At 69.5% G+C, this 16835-nt stretch carries 12 protein-coding genes; all 12 read left to right on the top strand.

Annotated features, from left to right (window positions below):
* Positions 1-161 precede the first annotated feature (161 nt).
* The 12 genes from ACWGE0_RS07490 (at position 162) to ACWGE0_RS07435 (ending at position 16539) form a co-directional block, all read left to right on the top strand.
* Positions 162-950 carry an AfsR/SARP family transcriptional regulator gene (locus tag ACWGE0_RS07490; RefSeq protein WP_452260089.1) on the top strand — a complete coding sequence of 263 codons (789 nt, stop codon included), beginning with the start codon at positions 162-164 and terminating at the stop codon, positions 948-950.
* Between the two features lie 28 nt (positions 951-978).
* Positions 979-3576: an ATP-binding protein gene (locus ACWGE0_RS07485; protein WP_452260088.1), complete on the top strand. Its 2598-nt coding sequence runs from the start codon at positions 979-981 to the stop codon at positions 3574-3576.
* 90 nt (positions 3577-3666) lie between these two features.
* A complete protein-coding gene (locus tag ACWGE0_RS07480; protein WP_452260087.1) occupies positions 3667-3774 on the top strand; it encodes a class III lanthipeptide in 108 nt (35 codons plus the stop codon).
* Between the two features lie 85 nt (positions 3775-3859).
* Positions 3860-6526 carry a class III lanthionine synthetase LanKC gene (lanKC, locus tag ACWGE0_RS07475; RefSeq protein WP_452260086.1) on the top strand — a complete coding sequence of 889 codons (2667 nt, stop codon included), beginning with the start codon at positions 3860-3862 and terminating at the stop codon, positions 6524-6526.
* Positions 6523-8043, top strand: coding sequence for an ATP-binding cassette domain-containing protein (locus ACWGE0_RS07470; RefSeq protein ID WP_452260085.1), 1521 nt, complete (start codon positions 6523-6525; stop codon positions 8041-8043). The genes lanKC and ACWGE0_RS07470 overlap by 4 nt, the downstream gene beginning before the upstream one ends.
* A gap of 181 nt (positions 8044-8224) precedes the next feature.
* Complete coding sequence (locus ACWGE0_RS07465) at positions 8225-9256, top strand: LacI family DNA-binding transcriptional regulator (protein WP_452260084.1); 1032 nt, start codon at positions 8225-8227, stop codon at positions 9254-9256.
* A gap of 46 nt (positions 9257-9302) precedes the next feature.
* Positions 9303-10577 (top strand): sugar ABC transporter substrate-binding protein, encoded by a 1275-nt coding sequence (locus tag ACWGE0_RS07460; RefSeq protein ID WP_452260083.1) that lies wholly within the window; start codon positions 9303-9305, stop codon positions 10575-10577.
* A complete protein-coding gene (locus ACWGE0_RS07455; protein WP_452260082.1) occupies positions 10574-11473 on the top strand; it encodes a carbohydrate ABC transporter permease in 900 nt (299 codons plus the stop codon). The genes ACWGE0_RS07460 and ACWGE0_RS07455 overlap by 4 nt, the downstream gene beginning before the upstream one ends.
* Before the next feature lies 1 nt (position 11474).
* Positions 11475-12302, top strand: a complete 828-nt coding sequence (locus ACWGE0_RS07450; RefSeq protein ID WP_452260081.1) for a carbohydrate ABC transporter permease — start codon at positions 11475-11477, stop codon at positions 12300-12302.
* 37 nt (positions 12303-12339) lie between these two features.
* The gene (locus ACWGE0_RS07445; RefSeq protein WP_452260080.1) at positions 12340-13923 is read left to right on the top strand and encodes a glucoamylase family protein; all 1584 of its coding nucleotides are present in this window, start codon (positions 12340-12342) and stop codon (positions 13921-13923) included.
* 20 nt (positions 13924-13943) lie between these two features.
* Positions 13944-15770: a glycoside hydrolase family 3 protein gene (locus ACWGE0_RS07440; protein ID WP_452260079.1), complete on the top strand. Its 1827-nt coding sequence runs from the start codon at positions 13944-13946 to the stop codon at positions 15768-15770.
* Positions 15771-15780: 10 nt separating this feature from the next.
* Entirely contained in the window at positions 15781-16539 is a 759-nt protein-coding gene (locus ACWGE0_RS07435) for an SDR family NAD(P)-dependent oxidoreductase (RefSeq protein ID WP_452260078.1), read from the top strand.
* Positions 16540-16835 lie beyond the last annotated feature (296 nt).

Below are 16835 nucleotides of genomic sequence, written 5' to 3'. Positions count from 1 at the left end.
TTTGCAAGAGCCTATTGATGGTGTCGCACGGCTGAAATGGTATTTCCGCGCATCGCCGCGCTGAGCCGCTGATATGGGTAGCCGACGCGCAGATCTGAGTACCTCGCCGCCAGTTCGCCGGTCGATCAGCGGATAGAACTTCTGCCAAGGGGAGGTGTCCGGTGACAGATGATTTGCGGCCAGACGAAATGATGGTGTGCGTGCTGGGGGAGTTCGCGGTGCATCACGCGGGCCGGGTGCGGAAGGCCGGTGACGTGGGGAGCCGCAAGGCGCGCGTCCTCCTGGTGATGCTCGCGGTGCACGAGGGTTGGCTGACGGCTGATCGCATCGCCTCGCGACTGTGGGGCGACCGGCCTCCGCGCGACTCCAGGGCCGGGGTGGCCACCTTGGTGAGCAGGCTCCGCGGGGTGCTCGGCTCCGGGGCGATCATCGGCGGCCGGGACGGGTATCGGCTGGCGTCGGCGGTGCGCGTCGACCTCACGCTGGCCGCGGGGATGGTGGACGAGGCCGTGGCGCACCTTCGCGGCGAACGACCTGGGTCGGCGCTGGCCGCGACGGGACAGGCGATGACCTGGCTGGACGCGGCTGTCGTGGAGGCGGGGGAGCAGGAGTCCGGCTGGTTGGCACCGACTCGTGCCTGGCACGAACGGCTGCTGCGCCGGGCACGGCATGCGCGGGCGGACGCCGCGCTGGCGGTCGGGGAGAACCGGGTGGCACTGGAAGCCGCGGAGGCGGCGGTGCGCGCCGATCCGTTCGACGAGGTGGCCTGCCGGCTGGTGATGTGCGCCTACCGGGCGGCGGGTGAGCCGGTGCGCGCGTTGCTCGCCGGTGATCGGCTGCGCGCCACGCTGGCCGCCGAGTTCGGGGTGGATCCCGCGCCCGCCACCAGGGAGCTGTACCTCGCGATTCTGCGCGACCCCGCACAAAGCCGCCAACCAGCCCATATCTGAGAGCCAGTTCGCGCTACTTCTGGGTGTGATGCTGGAGCGCGAGCACGAGATCGCCGAGCTGGCCGCCTCCGTCGCGGCCGCCGCGGAGGGGTTCGGGTCGGTCGTCCTGGTGTCCGGCGGCGCGGGTCTCGGCAAGTCGAGGCTGGTGGCCGCCGTGCGCGAAATGCTCCCGCCGCGAGGGCGCCTGCTGGTCGGCTACTGCGACGACCTGGCGACCGCGCGCACCCTCGGGCCGTTCCGCGACCTGGTGGACGAGGTCGGTCCGGACCTGGCCCGCGTGCTGCGCGAGGGCGGTGACCGGGACCAGTTGTTCGACGCGTTGCGCCGGGAGCTGAGCCGGCCGCGGTCGCCGACGGTGCTCGCCGTCGAGGACCTGCACTGGGCCGACGACGCCACCGCTGACGCGCTGTCCTACCTGATCCGGCGGATGGCCACGCTGCCTGCCGTGCTGCTGCTGACCTATCGCGTCGACGAGCACGCCGCCGCCTATCCGGTGCGCCGGTTGCTCGGGCAGGCGGCGGGCGCGCCCAGGGTGCGGCGACTCGAGCTGGCGCCGTTGACACCGGCGGCAGTGCGGCAACTGTCCGAGCCAAGCCGTCTCGACCCGCACGAGGTGTACGCCGTCACCCGCGGGAATCCCTTCTTCGTCACGGAGATCCTCGCGGCCGCCGATGTCGACGCGGTCCCGCCGACGGTCGTGGACGCCGTGCTGGCGAGGGTCGGCCGCCTGGACGCGGAGACCAGGGAGGTGCTGGCGCAGATCGCCGTCATTCCGTCCACTGTGGACTTCCAGCTGCTGGAGAGGCTGCTGCCGCACGGGGTCGCCGGTGCCGCCGTCGCCGAGCGGCACGGGTTGCTCGACGTGTCGCCGGACCGGGTCGGGTTCAGCCACGAGCTGATCCGCCGCACCATCGCCGACGCGCTGCCGGTGGCGCACAGCGTCGAGCTGCACCGCAGGGTGCTGGCGGCGCTCACGGCACGGGACGGGGCCGACCCGTCGGCGATCGTGCACCACGCGGTCCGGGCAGGTGACGTCACCGCGATCGTCCGGTTCGGTCCGCTCGCCGCCGACGACGCGGCCGACGCCGGCGCCCATCGCGAGGCCGCCAGCCATCTTCGCCAGGTTCTCCAGCACCGGCACCTGTTCGATCCCGACGCGCTGGCGGGCCTGCTCGACCGGTACGCGGTCGAGTGCACGACGATCGGGGAGATTCCCTCGGCACTGGCCGCGCAGCAAGACGTGGTGGAGCTGCGCAGAACCCGCGGAGATCCCCGAGCGCTCGGTTCCGCGCTGCGGTCGATGTCCCGGATCTGCTGGATGGCGGGCGAGCACGAGCTGATGGAACGCAGCGCCGACGAGGCCGTCGCGGTGCTCCAGACGGCGGGCGACGACGTGCTGCTGGCGCAGGCGCTGAGCAACAAGAGCTGGCAGTATCTGCTGGCCGGGCGGTGTGCCGACTGCATCCGCGTCGGGACACCCGCCATCGAACTCGCCGCCGCCGACCCGGTGACCCTCTCGCACGTGCTGAACAACGTCGGCACGGCCCAGTGCCAGCTGGGGCTCCCCGACGGCCGGCGGCTGCTGGAGCACAGCCTGCGGGTGGCGCTGTCGGCCGGATCCGCCGACGCGGCCTGCCGCGCCTACAGCAACATCGTCTGGCTGGAGGTCGTGGAACTGCGCTTCGCGGAGGCTTCGACGCTGCTCGCCACGGCGATGAACCTGGCGGAGGACACCGAGCACGTGACCTACCTGCACCACTTCCGGACGACGCGAGCGGAGATCGCGCTGGCCACCGGTGAGTGGCAGCAAGCCGTGGCGGACGCCGAGTTCGTCATCACCGCGCAGCCACCCACCCAGCCGCTGACGAGGTGTCCGGCGCTCGTCGTCCTCGGCCTGGTCCGGATCCGCCTCGGCGACCCGGACGGAGACGCGTTGCTGACCGAGGCGTGGGAGCTGGCCGGGCGGATGGGAGAACCGCAGCACACCGCTCTCGTGGCCTCGGCCAGGGCCGAGTCGGCCTGGCTGCGCGGCGACCACACGGAAGTGGCCGAGTGGTTGTCCCCGGTCCACGCCGACACCCGCCGTCCCGGGTACACGGCGTACCAGGCCGAGGTGGGCTACTGGCTCACGAAGACCGGCCATCCCGTACCGCCCACCGACTCCGCACATCCGTACGCACTGCAGGCAGCGGGCCGGTGGCGGGAGGCGGCGGCCATCTGGGCGCGCGCGGGCTGTCCCTACCAGCACGCCGCGGCGCTGGCGGAGAGCGAGGACTCCGGCGACCTGCTGGCTGCTCTGTCCACACTGGACGCAATGGGCGCACGGCCACTGGCTCGCCACGTCCGGGCCCGGCTGCGGGAGCTCGGGGTGTCCCGCGTCCCGCGCGGTCCCGCCACGGCGACCCGGCGCAACCCGGCGGGGCTGACCGGCCGGCAGCTGGAGATCGCGCGGCTGCTCGCCGCCGGTCTCACCAACGCGGAGATCGCGGACCGGCTGGTCCTCTCGGTGCGCACCGTGGACAACCACGTCGCGACGGTCCTCGCGAAGCTCGGTGCGAGCACCCGCCGGCAGATCGCCGCCCGCGCTGTCGAGTTGGGAATCTCGTTGCGCACCAACGTGAGCTGAGCTGACCATTGCAACGCCGCTGCAACGGCACTGCAATCCCGCTCGCCATCCTCGACACGTCTCGATTTTCGCGTCCAGGAGGTGAACCAGATGAGCGTGCTCAAGCTTCAGACCCTGACGGCCCAGGTGAAGTCCGGCCCCGTGGCGACCAGTTGCACCAGCAGCGGTGGCAACTGCTGCAACGGCAAGCCCGTCTAGGACTCAGCGAGTCCTGTTCGGATCTGAGAACGGCTCGTGCGGGGACGCGTTCGTGCGTCCCCGCACGGTTTCTACGGAGGAAGACATGCGTGACGACAGATGGGTCGACCGGTTCTTCTTCGCCTGGCGGGACACGCTGTTCTTCGATCCGCTGGAGGTCCACTACGAGCCGAGGTCAGACCACTTCCTGGCGTCACTCGACGAACAGAAGCGCGCCCGGTTCGAGCGCCGCGGGATCTGGTGGATGCACCGGCACAACCCCGAGCTGCCCGCGCAGGGCTGGAAGATCCACGTGTCGGCGAACGCGCGGAACCTGAACGAGGTCGCGTCCACCGCGATCGAGTACCTGACCGCACACGAGATGGACTTCAAGATCGCACTGGACCTCAACATCTTCGAGATGCTCAACACCAAGACGATGTCCCGCGGCAGCAGCGGGAAACTGGTCACCGTCTACCCGCGCGACGACGACGAGTTCCGCACCTGCCTCGCCGATCTCGGTGAGCTGCTGGCCGGCGCCGAGGGAGCGTACGTGCTGTCGGATCAACGGTATCGGGACCACAAGTCGCTCTACTTCCGCTACGGCCAGTTCCTCGACACCCACTCCGTCAACGCGCTCGGCAGGCCCGTTCCGCAGATCACCGGGCCGGACGGGCCGATCAACGACGACCGGCGCCCCGAGTTCGTCCAGCCCTGGTGGCTGCCGTGGCCGTTCGCCGACTGGAAACCCGACGACGAGGACGGCGACGAGCTGCTCGGCGGCCGCTTCCGGGTGACCGAGGCCATCCAGTTCTCCAACAGCGGCGGGGTCTACAAGGCGGAGGACACCGCCGACGGCGACCGGCCCGTGGTGCTCAAGGAGGCTCGGCCGCACTCGAACATCAACCCCCGCCAGGACTACGACGCCGTGGACGTGCTCAGTCGCGAGTGGACGTTCCTGAACCGGCTGGCCGACGTCGGCGCGTTCCCGTTGCCCGTCGCCCAGTTCGAACACTGGGAGCACCACTTCATCGCCGAGGAGTTCGTCGACCGGTCCGACATCCGCTCGGTGCTGCTCGAACGCAACCCGCTCGCCCGGCCGGGATTCGCCGTCGAACGGTCGCGGGAGTTCCTGCGGCTCTTCCTCGCGGTCTTTCGCGGCCTGGCACGCGCGGTCCAGGCCGTGCACGACCGGGACGTGGTGCTCGGCGACCTCAGCGCCGCGAACGTCCTCATCGACCCGGACACGTTCGACGTCACCATCGTCGACCTCGAGGCCTGCCGGATGCAGACCGCCGACGCCGGCGAGGCGCATCTGGAACGGCCGATCGAGCTGTTCACCCCGGGCTTCAGCCACTCGCGGCGCCAGTTCGCCGCGCCGGGACCGGACGACGACCTGTACGGGCTGGCGAACGTCATGGCGTACTTCGTCTTCCCGGTCGCGGCCATGTCGTACCTGCGCGAGGACGTGCTCGACCTCTACCGGATCTTCATCGAGAAGCTCGGCTGGTCCACCAGGATCCACGACCTGATCAAGGACCTCGCGCTGGCCCGGATCACCCTCACCGACGTCCTCGTCCTCCTGGAGGACGAGGCGATCCTGGTGGAACAGGTCGAGGCCCCGGCGCCGCGACCCGTCGACGAGGAGCGGCTCAGATCGGCGGAGGCGGGCGTGGCCGCCTTCGCCGAGTCCGCGGCCGATCCCGCCAGGAGCACGCTCTTCCCGACGGATCCGTTCGCGCACCTCACCAACCCGCTGAGCCTGGGTTTCGGGGCGAGCGGCGTGCTGTGGGCGCTGCACGCATCCGGCGTCGAGGTCCGTCCGGAGTGGACGGACTGGCTGCGGGAGAAGGTGACCGGCATGGACCTGGGGGAGTACCCGGACGGCCTGATGAGCGGACTCGCGGGCATCGCCTGGGCGACCGGCTCGCTCGGGTTCGCGACCCACGCCAGGCGATTGCTGCGGCGGGCCAACCAGCGTGCCTCGGAGGCGAGCGACTACACGTTCTACTACGGTCTCGCCGGCCTGGGGATGACGAACCTGCACTTCTACCTCCGCGACCACGCCGAAGGCGACCTCCTCGCCGCACGGAAGTGCGCGGAAGCGTTGCGTGCCACCGCCCAGCACGACGGCGAGCACACCTACTGGATGAACGACTTCGCGCACGACGGACCACTGACCGGCCTCGGCTTCGGGCAGGCCGGCGTGGCGATGTTCCTGCTGCGGATGCACCAGATCACCCAGGAGGACGAGTACCTGCGCCTCGGACGCCGCGCGTTGTCCTGGGAGATGGCCAACGTCAAGACGTTCGACGACATCGCGATGTTCCAGCACCAGGGCACTTTCGAGCCGTACGTCGAGGTCGGCAACGCGGGCGTTGTGCAGGTGTTGCTGCGCTACGGCGACCTGGAGTCCGCGGGAACCCTGTTGCGCGGCTTGGACATCGGCTCGTCGGTCATGCCCGGCTACGCGTTCGGGCTCAGCGGCATCGCCGACGCGCTGCTCGACGCGGCCGAGTTCACCGGTGACGTGTCCTACCGGAACACCGCGCTGCGGCAGCTCGACTTCGTCCGGGACGTGTTCCTGTTCGAACCGTCCGAGAAGTTCGGGAAAGCCCGCACGGACGGGAGAGTGCGACTCGGTCTGCCCGGCGAAGGCCTGCTGCGCTGCGCCTGCGACTACCTGACCGGCTCGGCCGGCGTGCTGAGGGTGCTGCACCGGCTGAACCACGGCGGCACCGCCGACTTCCTGCTCGACGAGGTGACATCGTGACCGAACTCTGGCGCACCCTGCGCGGGCACCGGACCGCCTTCGTCCTGATCGTCGTGAGCATCGCGCTGCTCGGCGGGGTCGAAGCCGTGGTGCACCCGCTGCTGATCCAGGCGTTGTTCGACCAGGCGATCGTGGCAGGAAACTTCCGCAAGTTCATCGTGCTCGGCGTGTTCTACCTGGTGCTGGGCCTCACCGTGAACATCGCGGGCTACTGGATCCTCCGCCACCGCAAGCGGTTCGAGAACGCGTTCGTGCTCACGCTGGAGATGGAACTGCTGGACCGCACCCTCGCCCTCGACCTGGCACCGGTGTCGGCCGCGGGCAACGCCTCCTACGTGAGCCGGGTGCACAACGACGTCCGGGAAGGTGTCCTGCCGGCCATCGACGTCTGCATCCGCCTCGTGCGGACGGCCGTCGCGTCCACGGCGTTCCTCGGCGTGCTGCTGTACCTGTCCTGGCAGGCCAGCCTCATCCTGCTGGTGATCGTGCCGCCGCTGGTGTTCTTCAGCAACCGGCTGGCCCAGGCGATCGCGGCCAACACCGAGCCCGAACGCGACGCCGAGGCGCGCTACCTCAACATCCTGACCCGGACGCTGGAGGCCTTCCGCGCGTTGCGAGGCCTGCGACTGCTGCTGCCCGGCACGCGCGCGGCGAACCGGGAGGCGCTGGACGGTCATCTCGGCATCACGTTCGTCAACTACCGCCTCGCCCTGAAGCAGAGCACGCTCAGCGACCTGGTGATGAACCTGTCCGACACCGCCTCGCTGGTCGTCGGCGCGTACTTCGTGTTCATCGGCAGGATGACCTTCGGCAGCTTCCTCGCGTTCGTGAACTCGTTGTGGCGCGCCGTCACCGGGATCTTCGACCTGATCAACATGATCCCGGAAACGCGCCGCAGCACAGCGGTTCTCAAGCGCATCGAGGCCCTGCGCGGCTCCGAGCCGGTGCGGTACCAGGACGAGGGACCCGAGGTCGTGGTCCACGCGGCCGAGGTCGTCTACGGTGACGGCACCAGGGTCAAGTTGGACGACTTCGAACTGCGCGCCGGCGAGCACGTCCTGCTCCGCGGTCCGAACGGCTGCGGGAAGACGACCCTGCTGCACGTTCTGTCCGGCACCCTCGCCCCGGCGACCGGCGTCGTCACCACGCCGCCACGGGTCGCGAGCCTCACCGCGCCGGTCAACCTGCCACCGTTGCGGGTCTGCTCGCTGGTCGCCGACGCCGGCCTGCGGGCGACATTGGACCTGGACGTCCTGGCCGAACAGCTGCCCACCGACCTGTCGTCCGGCCAGCGGCAACGGACGGGGATCGCCGCGCTCCTGTGCGAGGACGCGGACCTGTACGTCGTCGACGAGCCGTTCGCGAACCTCGACGAGGACGGGCGGCGACTCGTCCTCCAGACCATGATCGAACGGATCGGCGGACGCAGCCTGCTCGTCGTCCACCACGGCGACGATGACCTCGACAGCCACTTCGACCGGGTGGTGACCCTGTCGGCAGCAGAACGCCTCATCTGAGGCCCTGACCTGCGCGTTGTCCACGCTGCCCAGGGCGTTCGCAGCGCCTCGCCCTTGTGCCGGGCGTCCCGACGTGCCTATATTTGCCGAAACACGCACATGTAAGCGCTTACATTACAGACAGTGAAATGTAAGCGCTTACATTGAACAGTCGGCGACGAAAAGGCGGGCAGGCAGCGCTATGGCGAAGCAGCACCAGGCCTCTCCCGAGGCCAGGCCGGGAGCGACGATCTACTCGGTCGCCGAGCACGCCGGCGTCAGCATCGCCACGGTCTCGCGGGTGCTGCAGGGCGTGACGGTGGTGTCCGAGCCCACCCGCCAGAAGGTGCTCGCCGCAGTCGAGGAGCTCGGCTATGTGGCGCTCGGAGCGGCTCGAAGCCTCGCCGTGCGCCATCACGAGGCACACGGGCTCGTGCTGCCGGAGCTCTCCGGGCCCTACTACGCCGAGCTGCTCATGGGGTTCGAGGCGCGTGCCGCCGAACTCGCCCAGTCCGTCGTGCTCGTGCTCACCGACAGTCGCACCGACCTGGCCGCGGCGGTGCGGCAGCTGGCCACCAGGGTCGATGCCATCGCGGTGTTCGGGTCGGCGCCGATCTCGGCGGACGTGGTGCGGTTGTTGCGCGCGAAGAAGCCGGTCGTCGTCATCGCGGGGGAGCCGCAGGACGGCGTCGAGGCGGTCTCGGCCGAGAACCTGGAGAGTGCGCGGGAGCTCGCCGGGCACGTGCTCGACCACGGGAAGCGGCGGGCGCTCTTCGTCGGCGACCCGGACAGCGGCCCCGACATCCGCAACCGGTACGCGGGTTACGTCGCCGCGCACCGGGATCGGGGTCTCGACGCCGCCGAACCGGTCCGGGTCGCGCTGCGCGAGGCCGATGGTGCTGCCTTCGCGCAACGGCTGCTGGCCGGTGCGTACGAGGCGGACGCCCTGATGTGCGCCAACGACGAGCTCGCGTTGTCGATCATGACCACGCTGCAGGACGCGGGCAGGGACGTGCCCGGTGACGTCGCGGTGGTCGGCTGGGACGACGTCATGACCGCGCGCTACGTAAGGCCTGGACTGACCACCGTTCGCCAGCCCGTCCACGAACTCGGCGCGCTGGCCGCCGATCGTCTGCACGAACTCGTGAGCGGCGAGCCGCCGCGGTCGCAAGCACAAACGCTGCCGACGCAGCTGGTGGTGCGCTCGTCCTGCGGCTGCCGCGTCGCCACCTGATCACCACCGTCTGCTCGAGACGAACGCCGAGAGGAAGCGAAAAGCAATGGTGCGCAAAACTTCCAAGTCGATCGCGGGGGTGTCGGCCCTGGTGCTGGTCCTGGCCGCGTGTGGACGCGGTGACGATCAGGGCGGCGGCCAGACGGGCGCCGACATCGCGCAGGGTCCCGCCACGGGCACCATCACCGTCTGGGCCATGGGTGCCGAGGGGGAGAAGCTCCCGGCGCTCGCGAAGGAGTTCGAGGACGCGAACCCCGGCGTCGACGTCCAGGTGACCGCCATCCCGTGGGACGCCGCCCACAACAAGTTCACCTCGGCGATCACGGCGGGCCAGGCGCCTGACGCGGCCATGGTGGGATCGACGTGGATGGGCGAGTTCGCGGGCCTGGGCGCGCTCGACCCGACGCCCTCCTCGATCGACAAGGGCGCGTTCTTCGAGGGCGCGCAACGCACGACCGAAGTCGGCGGAACCTCCTACGGCATTCCCTGGTACGTCGAGACGCGGCTTCTCTACTACCGCAAGGACCTGGCGAAGACCGCCGGGTACGAGACGCCGCCGAAGGACTGGCAGGGGCTCAAGGACATGGCCAAGGCCATGCAGGCCAAGGCGGGCGCCAAGTGGGGGATCGGGCTGCAGGCGGGCGGCACCGGGTCGTGGCAGTCGTTGCTGCCCTTCGCGTGGTCGAACGGCGCGTCGCTGACCAAGAACAACGACGGCGCCTACAACTTCGACAGCCCGGAGATGCGGGAGGCGCTGGAGTACTACGGCTCGTTCTTCTCCGAGGGGATCGCGGACAAGGGAGCGCCCGCGCAGCCCACGACCGAGCCGGACTTCGTCAGCGGGCGCGTGCCGATGTTCATCTCGGGGCCGTGGATGATGTCCGCGGTCGAGAAGCTCGGCGGGGCCGGCTTCAAGGACAAGTACGACGTCATGCCGATGCCGACGAAGAAGACCTCGTCGAGCTTCGTCGGCGGGTGCAACTTCGTCGTCTTCAAGGAGACCAAGAACCGCGACTCCGCCTGGAAGTTCGTCAACTGGCTGACGAGCCCGCAGGTGCAGGTCAAGTGGTACCAGCAGTCGACGGACCTGCCGTCGGTGAAGAGCGCCTGGCAGGACTCGGCTCTGACCGCCGACAGCAAGCTGGCCACCTTCGGCAAGCAGCTGGACACCGCCCAGTCGCCGCCCAGCTTCGCCACGTGGGAGCAGGCGATCACCGCGCTCGACACGGAGGTCGAGAAGGTGGCGCGGTCCGGCGCTGACCCGGCCGGTGCGCTCAAGGCTGCTCAGTCGTCGGCCGACTCGATCGGCACCGGCCGGTGAGCTTGTCCGTCCCTGCCCGCCGCAGGCGAGGGGTGCAGCGGGCGGCGTGGGGGCTGGTGCTCCCGTTCTGTCTGCTGTTCCTCGTCTTCACGGCGTGGCCAGTGGTCCAGTCGCTCTTCATGAGCTTCACCGACACGCGGAACCGCGACCTGCGCACGCCGTTCGCGGTGGAGTTCGTCGGGCTCGGCAACTACGTCCAGGCGTTCGCGGACCCGGTCTTCCGCAAGGCGGCCGCGAACACGGCGTACTTCGTGCTGGTCGGCGTGCCGCTCACGCTGGTCATCGCGCTCGCGGCCGCTGTCGTGCTGGACAAGGGGATCACGCGGTTCCGCGCGTTCTTCCGGCTGGGCTTCTACACGCCGGTGATCACCTCGATCGTCGCGGTCGCGGTGGTCTGGCGGTTCCTGCTCCAGGACGAGTTCGGGCTGATCAACACCGTGCTCGGCTGGGTCGGGATCGACGGCCCGAACTGGCTCGGTGACCCGGCCTGGTCGATGCCCGCGCTGATCCTCATGGCCGCGTGGCGCAACTTCGGCACGGCCATGATCATCTTCCTGGCTGGGCTGCAGGCGGTTCCCGCGTCGTTGCACGAGGCCGCGTCGATCGACGGCGCCGGGGCGGTGCGGCGGTTCCGGCACATCACGCTGCCGTTGCTGCGCCCGACATTGCTGTTCGTCTCGGTGACGACGGCGATCGGCTACCTGCAGTTCTTCGAGGAGCCGTACGTCATGACCAACGGCGGCCCGCTCAACTCGACGATCTCCGCATCGATGTACACCTACCGGCAGTTCGGGTTCGGCAACTACGGCTACGCCTCCGCGATGAGCTACCTGATCTTCGTGGTCATCGCGATCGTCACCGCCCTCCAGTTCCGCCTCCTGCGGGAGAGGGGATGACATGACCGGGCAACGCACGCAGAACCGTTGGTGGATCTACGTTCCGCTCACGGTCGCGCTCATCGCCGTGATCGCGCCGTTCGCCTGGATGGTGCTGGGCAGCTTCAAGGGCGAGGGTGAGATCCTGGCCAATCCGCCCACGTGGTTGCCGGAAGCCGCGTCCCTGGACAACTACACGCAGCTGTTCTCCCGCCTGCGGTTCGGGACGTACTTCCTCAACTCGGCGATCGTCGCCGTCCTGGTGACCGCCGGGAACCTGCTCTTCTGCTCGATGGTCGGCTACGCCCTCGCCAAGCTGGAGTTCCGGGGCAAGCGGGCGCTCTTCGTGGTCGTCATGGCGACCCTGATGATCCCGGGCGTCGTCACGTTCGTGCCGCTGTACGTGCTCGTCGTCAACGCGGGCCTGGCGAACTCGCTGCCCGCGCTGATCCTGCCGTTCCTCGTCTCGCCGTTCGGTGTCTTCCTGATGCGTCAGTTCATCGTGGGCCTGCCCTCGGAGTTGCTCGACGCCGGACGCGTCGACGGCGCCGGCGAGGTGCGCATCTTCGCCCGGATCATCCTGCCGCTGTGCGGGCCGGCGCTCGCCACCCTCGGCATCCTCACGTTTTTGGGCAGCTGGAACAACTTCCTGTGGCCGCTGGTCGTGGCGCAGCAGGAGAGCGAGTACACGCTCCCGGTCGCGCTGGCCCTCTACTCGACCGGTCAGAACTCGATCCAGTACGGCCTGCTGCTGGCCGGGGCCACCATCGTCGTCGTCCCGGTCCTGCTCGTGTTCCTCGTGTTCCAGCGGCGCTTCATCGAAGGCATCGCGACCACCGGCATCAAGTGAGAAGTCCACAGTGGATTCATTCAGGAGGGGAACTCACATGAACTCGCCATTCAGGATCACCCGCCGAACCCTGTTGGTGGGAAGTGCCGCCGCGTTGGCGGTTCCTTCGCTCGCGGTGCCTGCCTCGGCTCGTGGGCACGCCGATCCGGTGCGGATTCGCGGCTGGGCGCGCGACACGTGGCGCAGCCTCGTCGCCATGACGCCGTCGGGCACGGGACTGCCCGCGGACAACATCCCCGAGTCGCTGGCCGCCTCCGACCGCTCGGGCTACACCTCGCCGACCAACATCGGCGGCTACCTGTGGTCGACGGTCGTGGCCCGCGAGCTTGGCCTCATCTCGAAGGACGAGGCGTCGGCGCGGCTGGTCCGCACACTGACCACCCTCGACCGGATGGAACACCACGTTCCGAGCGGCATGTACTTCAACTGGTACGACGAGGAGACCGGGGAAGCGTTGCGCGCCTGGCCCGGCACGGGCGCTGTCGTCCACCCGTTCTGCTCCAGCGTGGACAACGGCTGGCTCGGCGCGGCACTGCTCGTCGTGGCGGGAGCCGATCGCGCGGCGGCAGACCTGGCCCGGCGGCTCTTCGCCCGCATGCGGTGGGACGCCTTCTACAACCCCGGCGACGACCCCGCGCACCCCGTCCGGCCGGGCGGCCTGATCCACGGCGGGTTCTTCCCGTTCGACCACGACCGTCCCGGCGGCGTGTACCAAGGCACGCACATCGGCGGCGACCCCGTCTGGCTGACCACTCATCACTACGACACCACCGTGTCGGAAACGCGCATCACCAGTTATCTCGGCATCATCACCGGCCGGATCCCGCCGAAGCAGTACTTCGCGATGTGGCGGACCTTCCCGGCGTCGTGCGACTGGTCGTGGCACGAGATGCAGCCGGTGGGGGAGAACCGGACCTACTACGGCATCGAGGTCTTCGAAGGTGCCTACACCTATCGCGGCATGCGGATCGTGCCCGGCTGGGGTGGGTCGATGTTCGAAGAGCTGATGCCGGACGTGTTCGTGCCCGAGGCGAAGTGGGCGCCGCGGTCGTGGGGTCGCAACCACCCGCTGCACGTCCGGGCACAGCGAGAACATGGCCTGATCGAGGCGAAGTACGGCTTCTGGGGCTTCAGCCCGTCCAGCAACCCCGCCGGTGGTTACCGCGAGTACGGCGTCGACGCGCTCGGCCTGGGTCCGGGCAACGAGCCGGGGAACCCGGCCAACGGTTACTTCTCCGACCAGGAGATGACGAACTACGACGTCGGCTTCGGCACATGTCGTGCTGCTACCGCACCCACACCCGTCTTCGGCGACGGTGTGGTCACCCCGCACGCAGCCTTCCTGGCGATGATGCACGAACGCGACGAGGCCTACACCAACCTGGTCGGCATCCAGGAGGACCTGCGCGCCTACGGCAGGGGCGGGTTCTTCGACGCCGTGGCCGTGCGGTCGGGCGCCATCGCGCGGCGCTACCTGTCCCTGGACCAGGCGATGGTCATGGGAGCGATCGGGAACGTGCTGTGCCGTGACGTGATCCGGCGATCGTTCTCGACACCGGCCGTCGAACGGGCGCTCCGTCCGGTGATCGGTGTCGAGGAGTTCGGCGCGAGCCGAGTCTGACCAGCTGTGGAGGTAGTGGCATGCGGCCGATGAGGCTGATCTCCGAGGACGGCGTCGAGTACCGCGACCTCAACGGCAACGGCGTCATGGACCCCTACGAGGATCCACGCCTGCCCGTGGCCGAACGAGTGGCGGACCTGCTGGGGCGTTTGTCGTTGGAGGAGAAGGCAGGCCTGCTGTTCCACACCGTTATCGAGGCGGGCGCGGACGGCACGGTGAAGGAGGCTCCCGGCGCCATCAGCAAGTCGCCCACGAGCGTCGTGGTGGGGCAGAAGCACCTGACGCACTTCAACGTGCACGCACTCCACGACGCACGCATGGCGGCGCGCTGGTACAACAACCTTCAGCTCATCGCCGAGAGCACGCCACACGGCATCCCGGTGACGATCTCCACCGACCCGCGCCACGCGTTCCTCGAGAACGCGGGGGTTTCCTTCACCGCCAAGGCTTTCTCCCAGTGGCCCGAGTCGCTGGGCCTGGCCGCGCTGGGCGATCCGTCCCTGGTGGAACGGTTCGCGGACATCGCCCGGCAGGAGTACGTCGCGGTCGGCATCCGCTGTGCCCTGCACCCGGCTATCGACCTGGCCACCGAACCGCGATGGGCCAGGCAGGCGGGCACGTTCGGGCAGGACTCGGCGCTGACGGCCGACCTGGCCGTGGCCTACGTGCGCGGGTTCCAGGGCGAGTCGCTGGGACCCGAGTCGGTCGCCTGCACCAGCAAGCACTTTCCCGGTGGCGGCCCGCAGAAGGACGGCGAGGACGCGCACTTCCCGTACGGCCGCGAGCAGGTCTACCCCGGCGGGCGTTTCGACGATCACCTGGCACCGTTTCGGGCAGTCGTCGAAGCGGGCACCGCGGCGGTGATGCCGTACTACGGAATGCCCGTCGGCCTGGAGGTGGACGGCGAGGCGATCGAGGAGGTGGGCTTCGGCTACAACCGCCAGGTGGTCACCGGGATGCTGCGCGAGGGCCTCGGCTTCGACGGCGTGGTGCTCACCGACTGGGAACTCGTGATGGACAACCACGTCGGCGACAAGGTGCTGCCCGCCCGTGCGTGGGGTGTCGAACACCTCGACGCGCACGGAAGGATGGAACTCATCCTCGCCGCGGGCGCCGACCAGTTCGGCGGCGAGGAATGCGTCGAGGTGCTGCTCGAACTCGTGGCACAGGGCCGGGTCACGGAGGCGCGGATCGACGAGTCGGCACGCAGGCTTCTCACGGTGAAGTTCCGCCTGGGGCTCTTCGACGATCCGTTCGTCGACGAGGACCGGGCGGCGGAGATCGTGGGGCGGCAGGACTTCCGCGACGAGGGCCACGCCGCGCAGGCGCGTTCGGTCACGGTCCTGCAGGTGGGCTCGGGCGCGGCGAGGTTGCCGTTGGCACCAGGGTTGAAGCTGTACGTGGAGAACGTCTCGCCCGAGGTCGCGGCGCGCCTGGGAACCGTTGTCGCCTCCCCGGAAGAGGCCGACGTGGCGCTCGTGCGGCTGATGGCTCCGTTCGACCCGCGGTCGGACCTGTTCCTGGAGTCGTGGTTCCACCAGGGCTCGCTCGACTTCCAGCCGGGCCTGGCCGCGCGCCTGGCCCGGATCTCGTCGGCCTGTCCGCTGATCGTCGACGTGACGCTGGACCGGGCGGCGGTGCTGACCCCGTTGCTCGAGGTCGCGTCGACGCTGATGGTCAGTTACGGCACCACCGACGAGGCTTTGGCCGATGCGCTGTCGGGCGTCGTGCCACCGCAGGGCAGGCTTCCGTTCGACCTGCCGCGGTCGATGGAACAGGTGCGCCGCCATCCTGAGGACGTAGCGGGTTATGACGATCCGCTGTTCGCCTTCGGGCACGGGCTTTAGGAGGACCAGGATGGGTGGGGTGCTCGTCACCGGGGCGTCGCGGGGGATAGGCCGAGCGACCGCCGTGGCTTTCGCCGAGCGGGGACACCGGATCGCGGTGCACTACAGCAGCCGCCTCTCCGACGCCGAGGAAACCCTCGCCCACCTCGCCGGCGACGGGCACGTGGTGATCGGAGCCGACCTCGCCGATCCCGATGCCGCCCGCAGCCTGGTCACCGAGGCGGTAGCACGACTCGGCGCGGTGGACGTGCTGGTCAACAACGCCGCCGTCGCACCCACCGCCACGAACCGGCACCTTGTCGGCGATGTCTCGTGGGAGGGGTGGACCGACGCGTGGCAGTCCATGTTCGCGGTGAACCTGCACGGCGCGGTGAACGTCACCTGGGCCGTGGCACAACACCTCATCGACCGAGGCGCGCCGGGCAGCATCGTCAACGTCGGCTCGCGGGGCGCGTTCCGCGGCGAACCCGACCATCCCGCCTACGCGGCGAGCAAGGCGGCCCTGCACGCGTTCGGGCAGTCGGCCGCGATCGCGCTCGCTCCGCACCGGATCGCGGTCACCTCGGTCGCACCGGGGTTCGTGGCCACCGAACGCCAAGCCGCGAAGCTCGCCGGCGCCGAGGGTGACGCGGTGCGCGACCAGAGTCCGTTCGGCCGGGTCGGCACGCCGGAGGAGATCGCCTCCGCCATCGTCCACCTGGCGTCACCGGAGGCCGCCTGGTCGTCCGGCGCGATCCTGGACGTCAACGGAGCCTCGTACCTGCGCTGACGCTCGCAGGTCGGTCGGGCGGTGCCAGCCTCCCAGGAGGGACCGCCTGCGCTGATCTCACCAGCGCCCACATGGGTACGGCCGCCAAGGGAGGAGCCTCTGCGCTTACCTTCCTGGGGCTCATGGGTTGGCCAGCGGTACCGGCGTCCTGGAAGGAACCCCCGCGCTGATCTCGCCAGCGCCCACAGGTCTGCCAGGCGGTACCGGCGTCCTAGGAGGAGCCGCCTGCGCTGATCTTCCCGGCGCTCACAGGTTGGCCAACGTACGGCCGCCGAGGGAGGAGCCTGTGCGCTCAT

Source organism: Lentzea sp. NPDC054927 (assembly GCF_053610285.1).
Note: the sequence above shows the minus strand (reverse complement) of the source record. Positions and strands in the feature narration are given on the sequence as shown.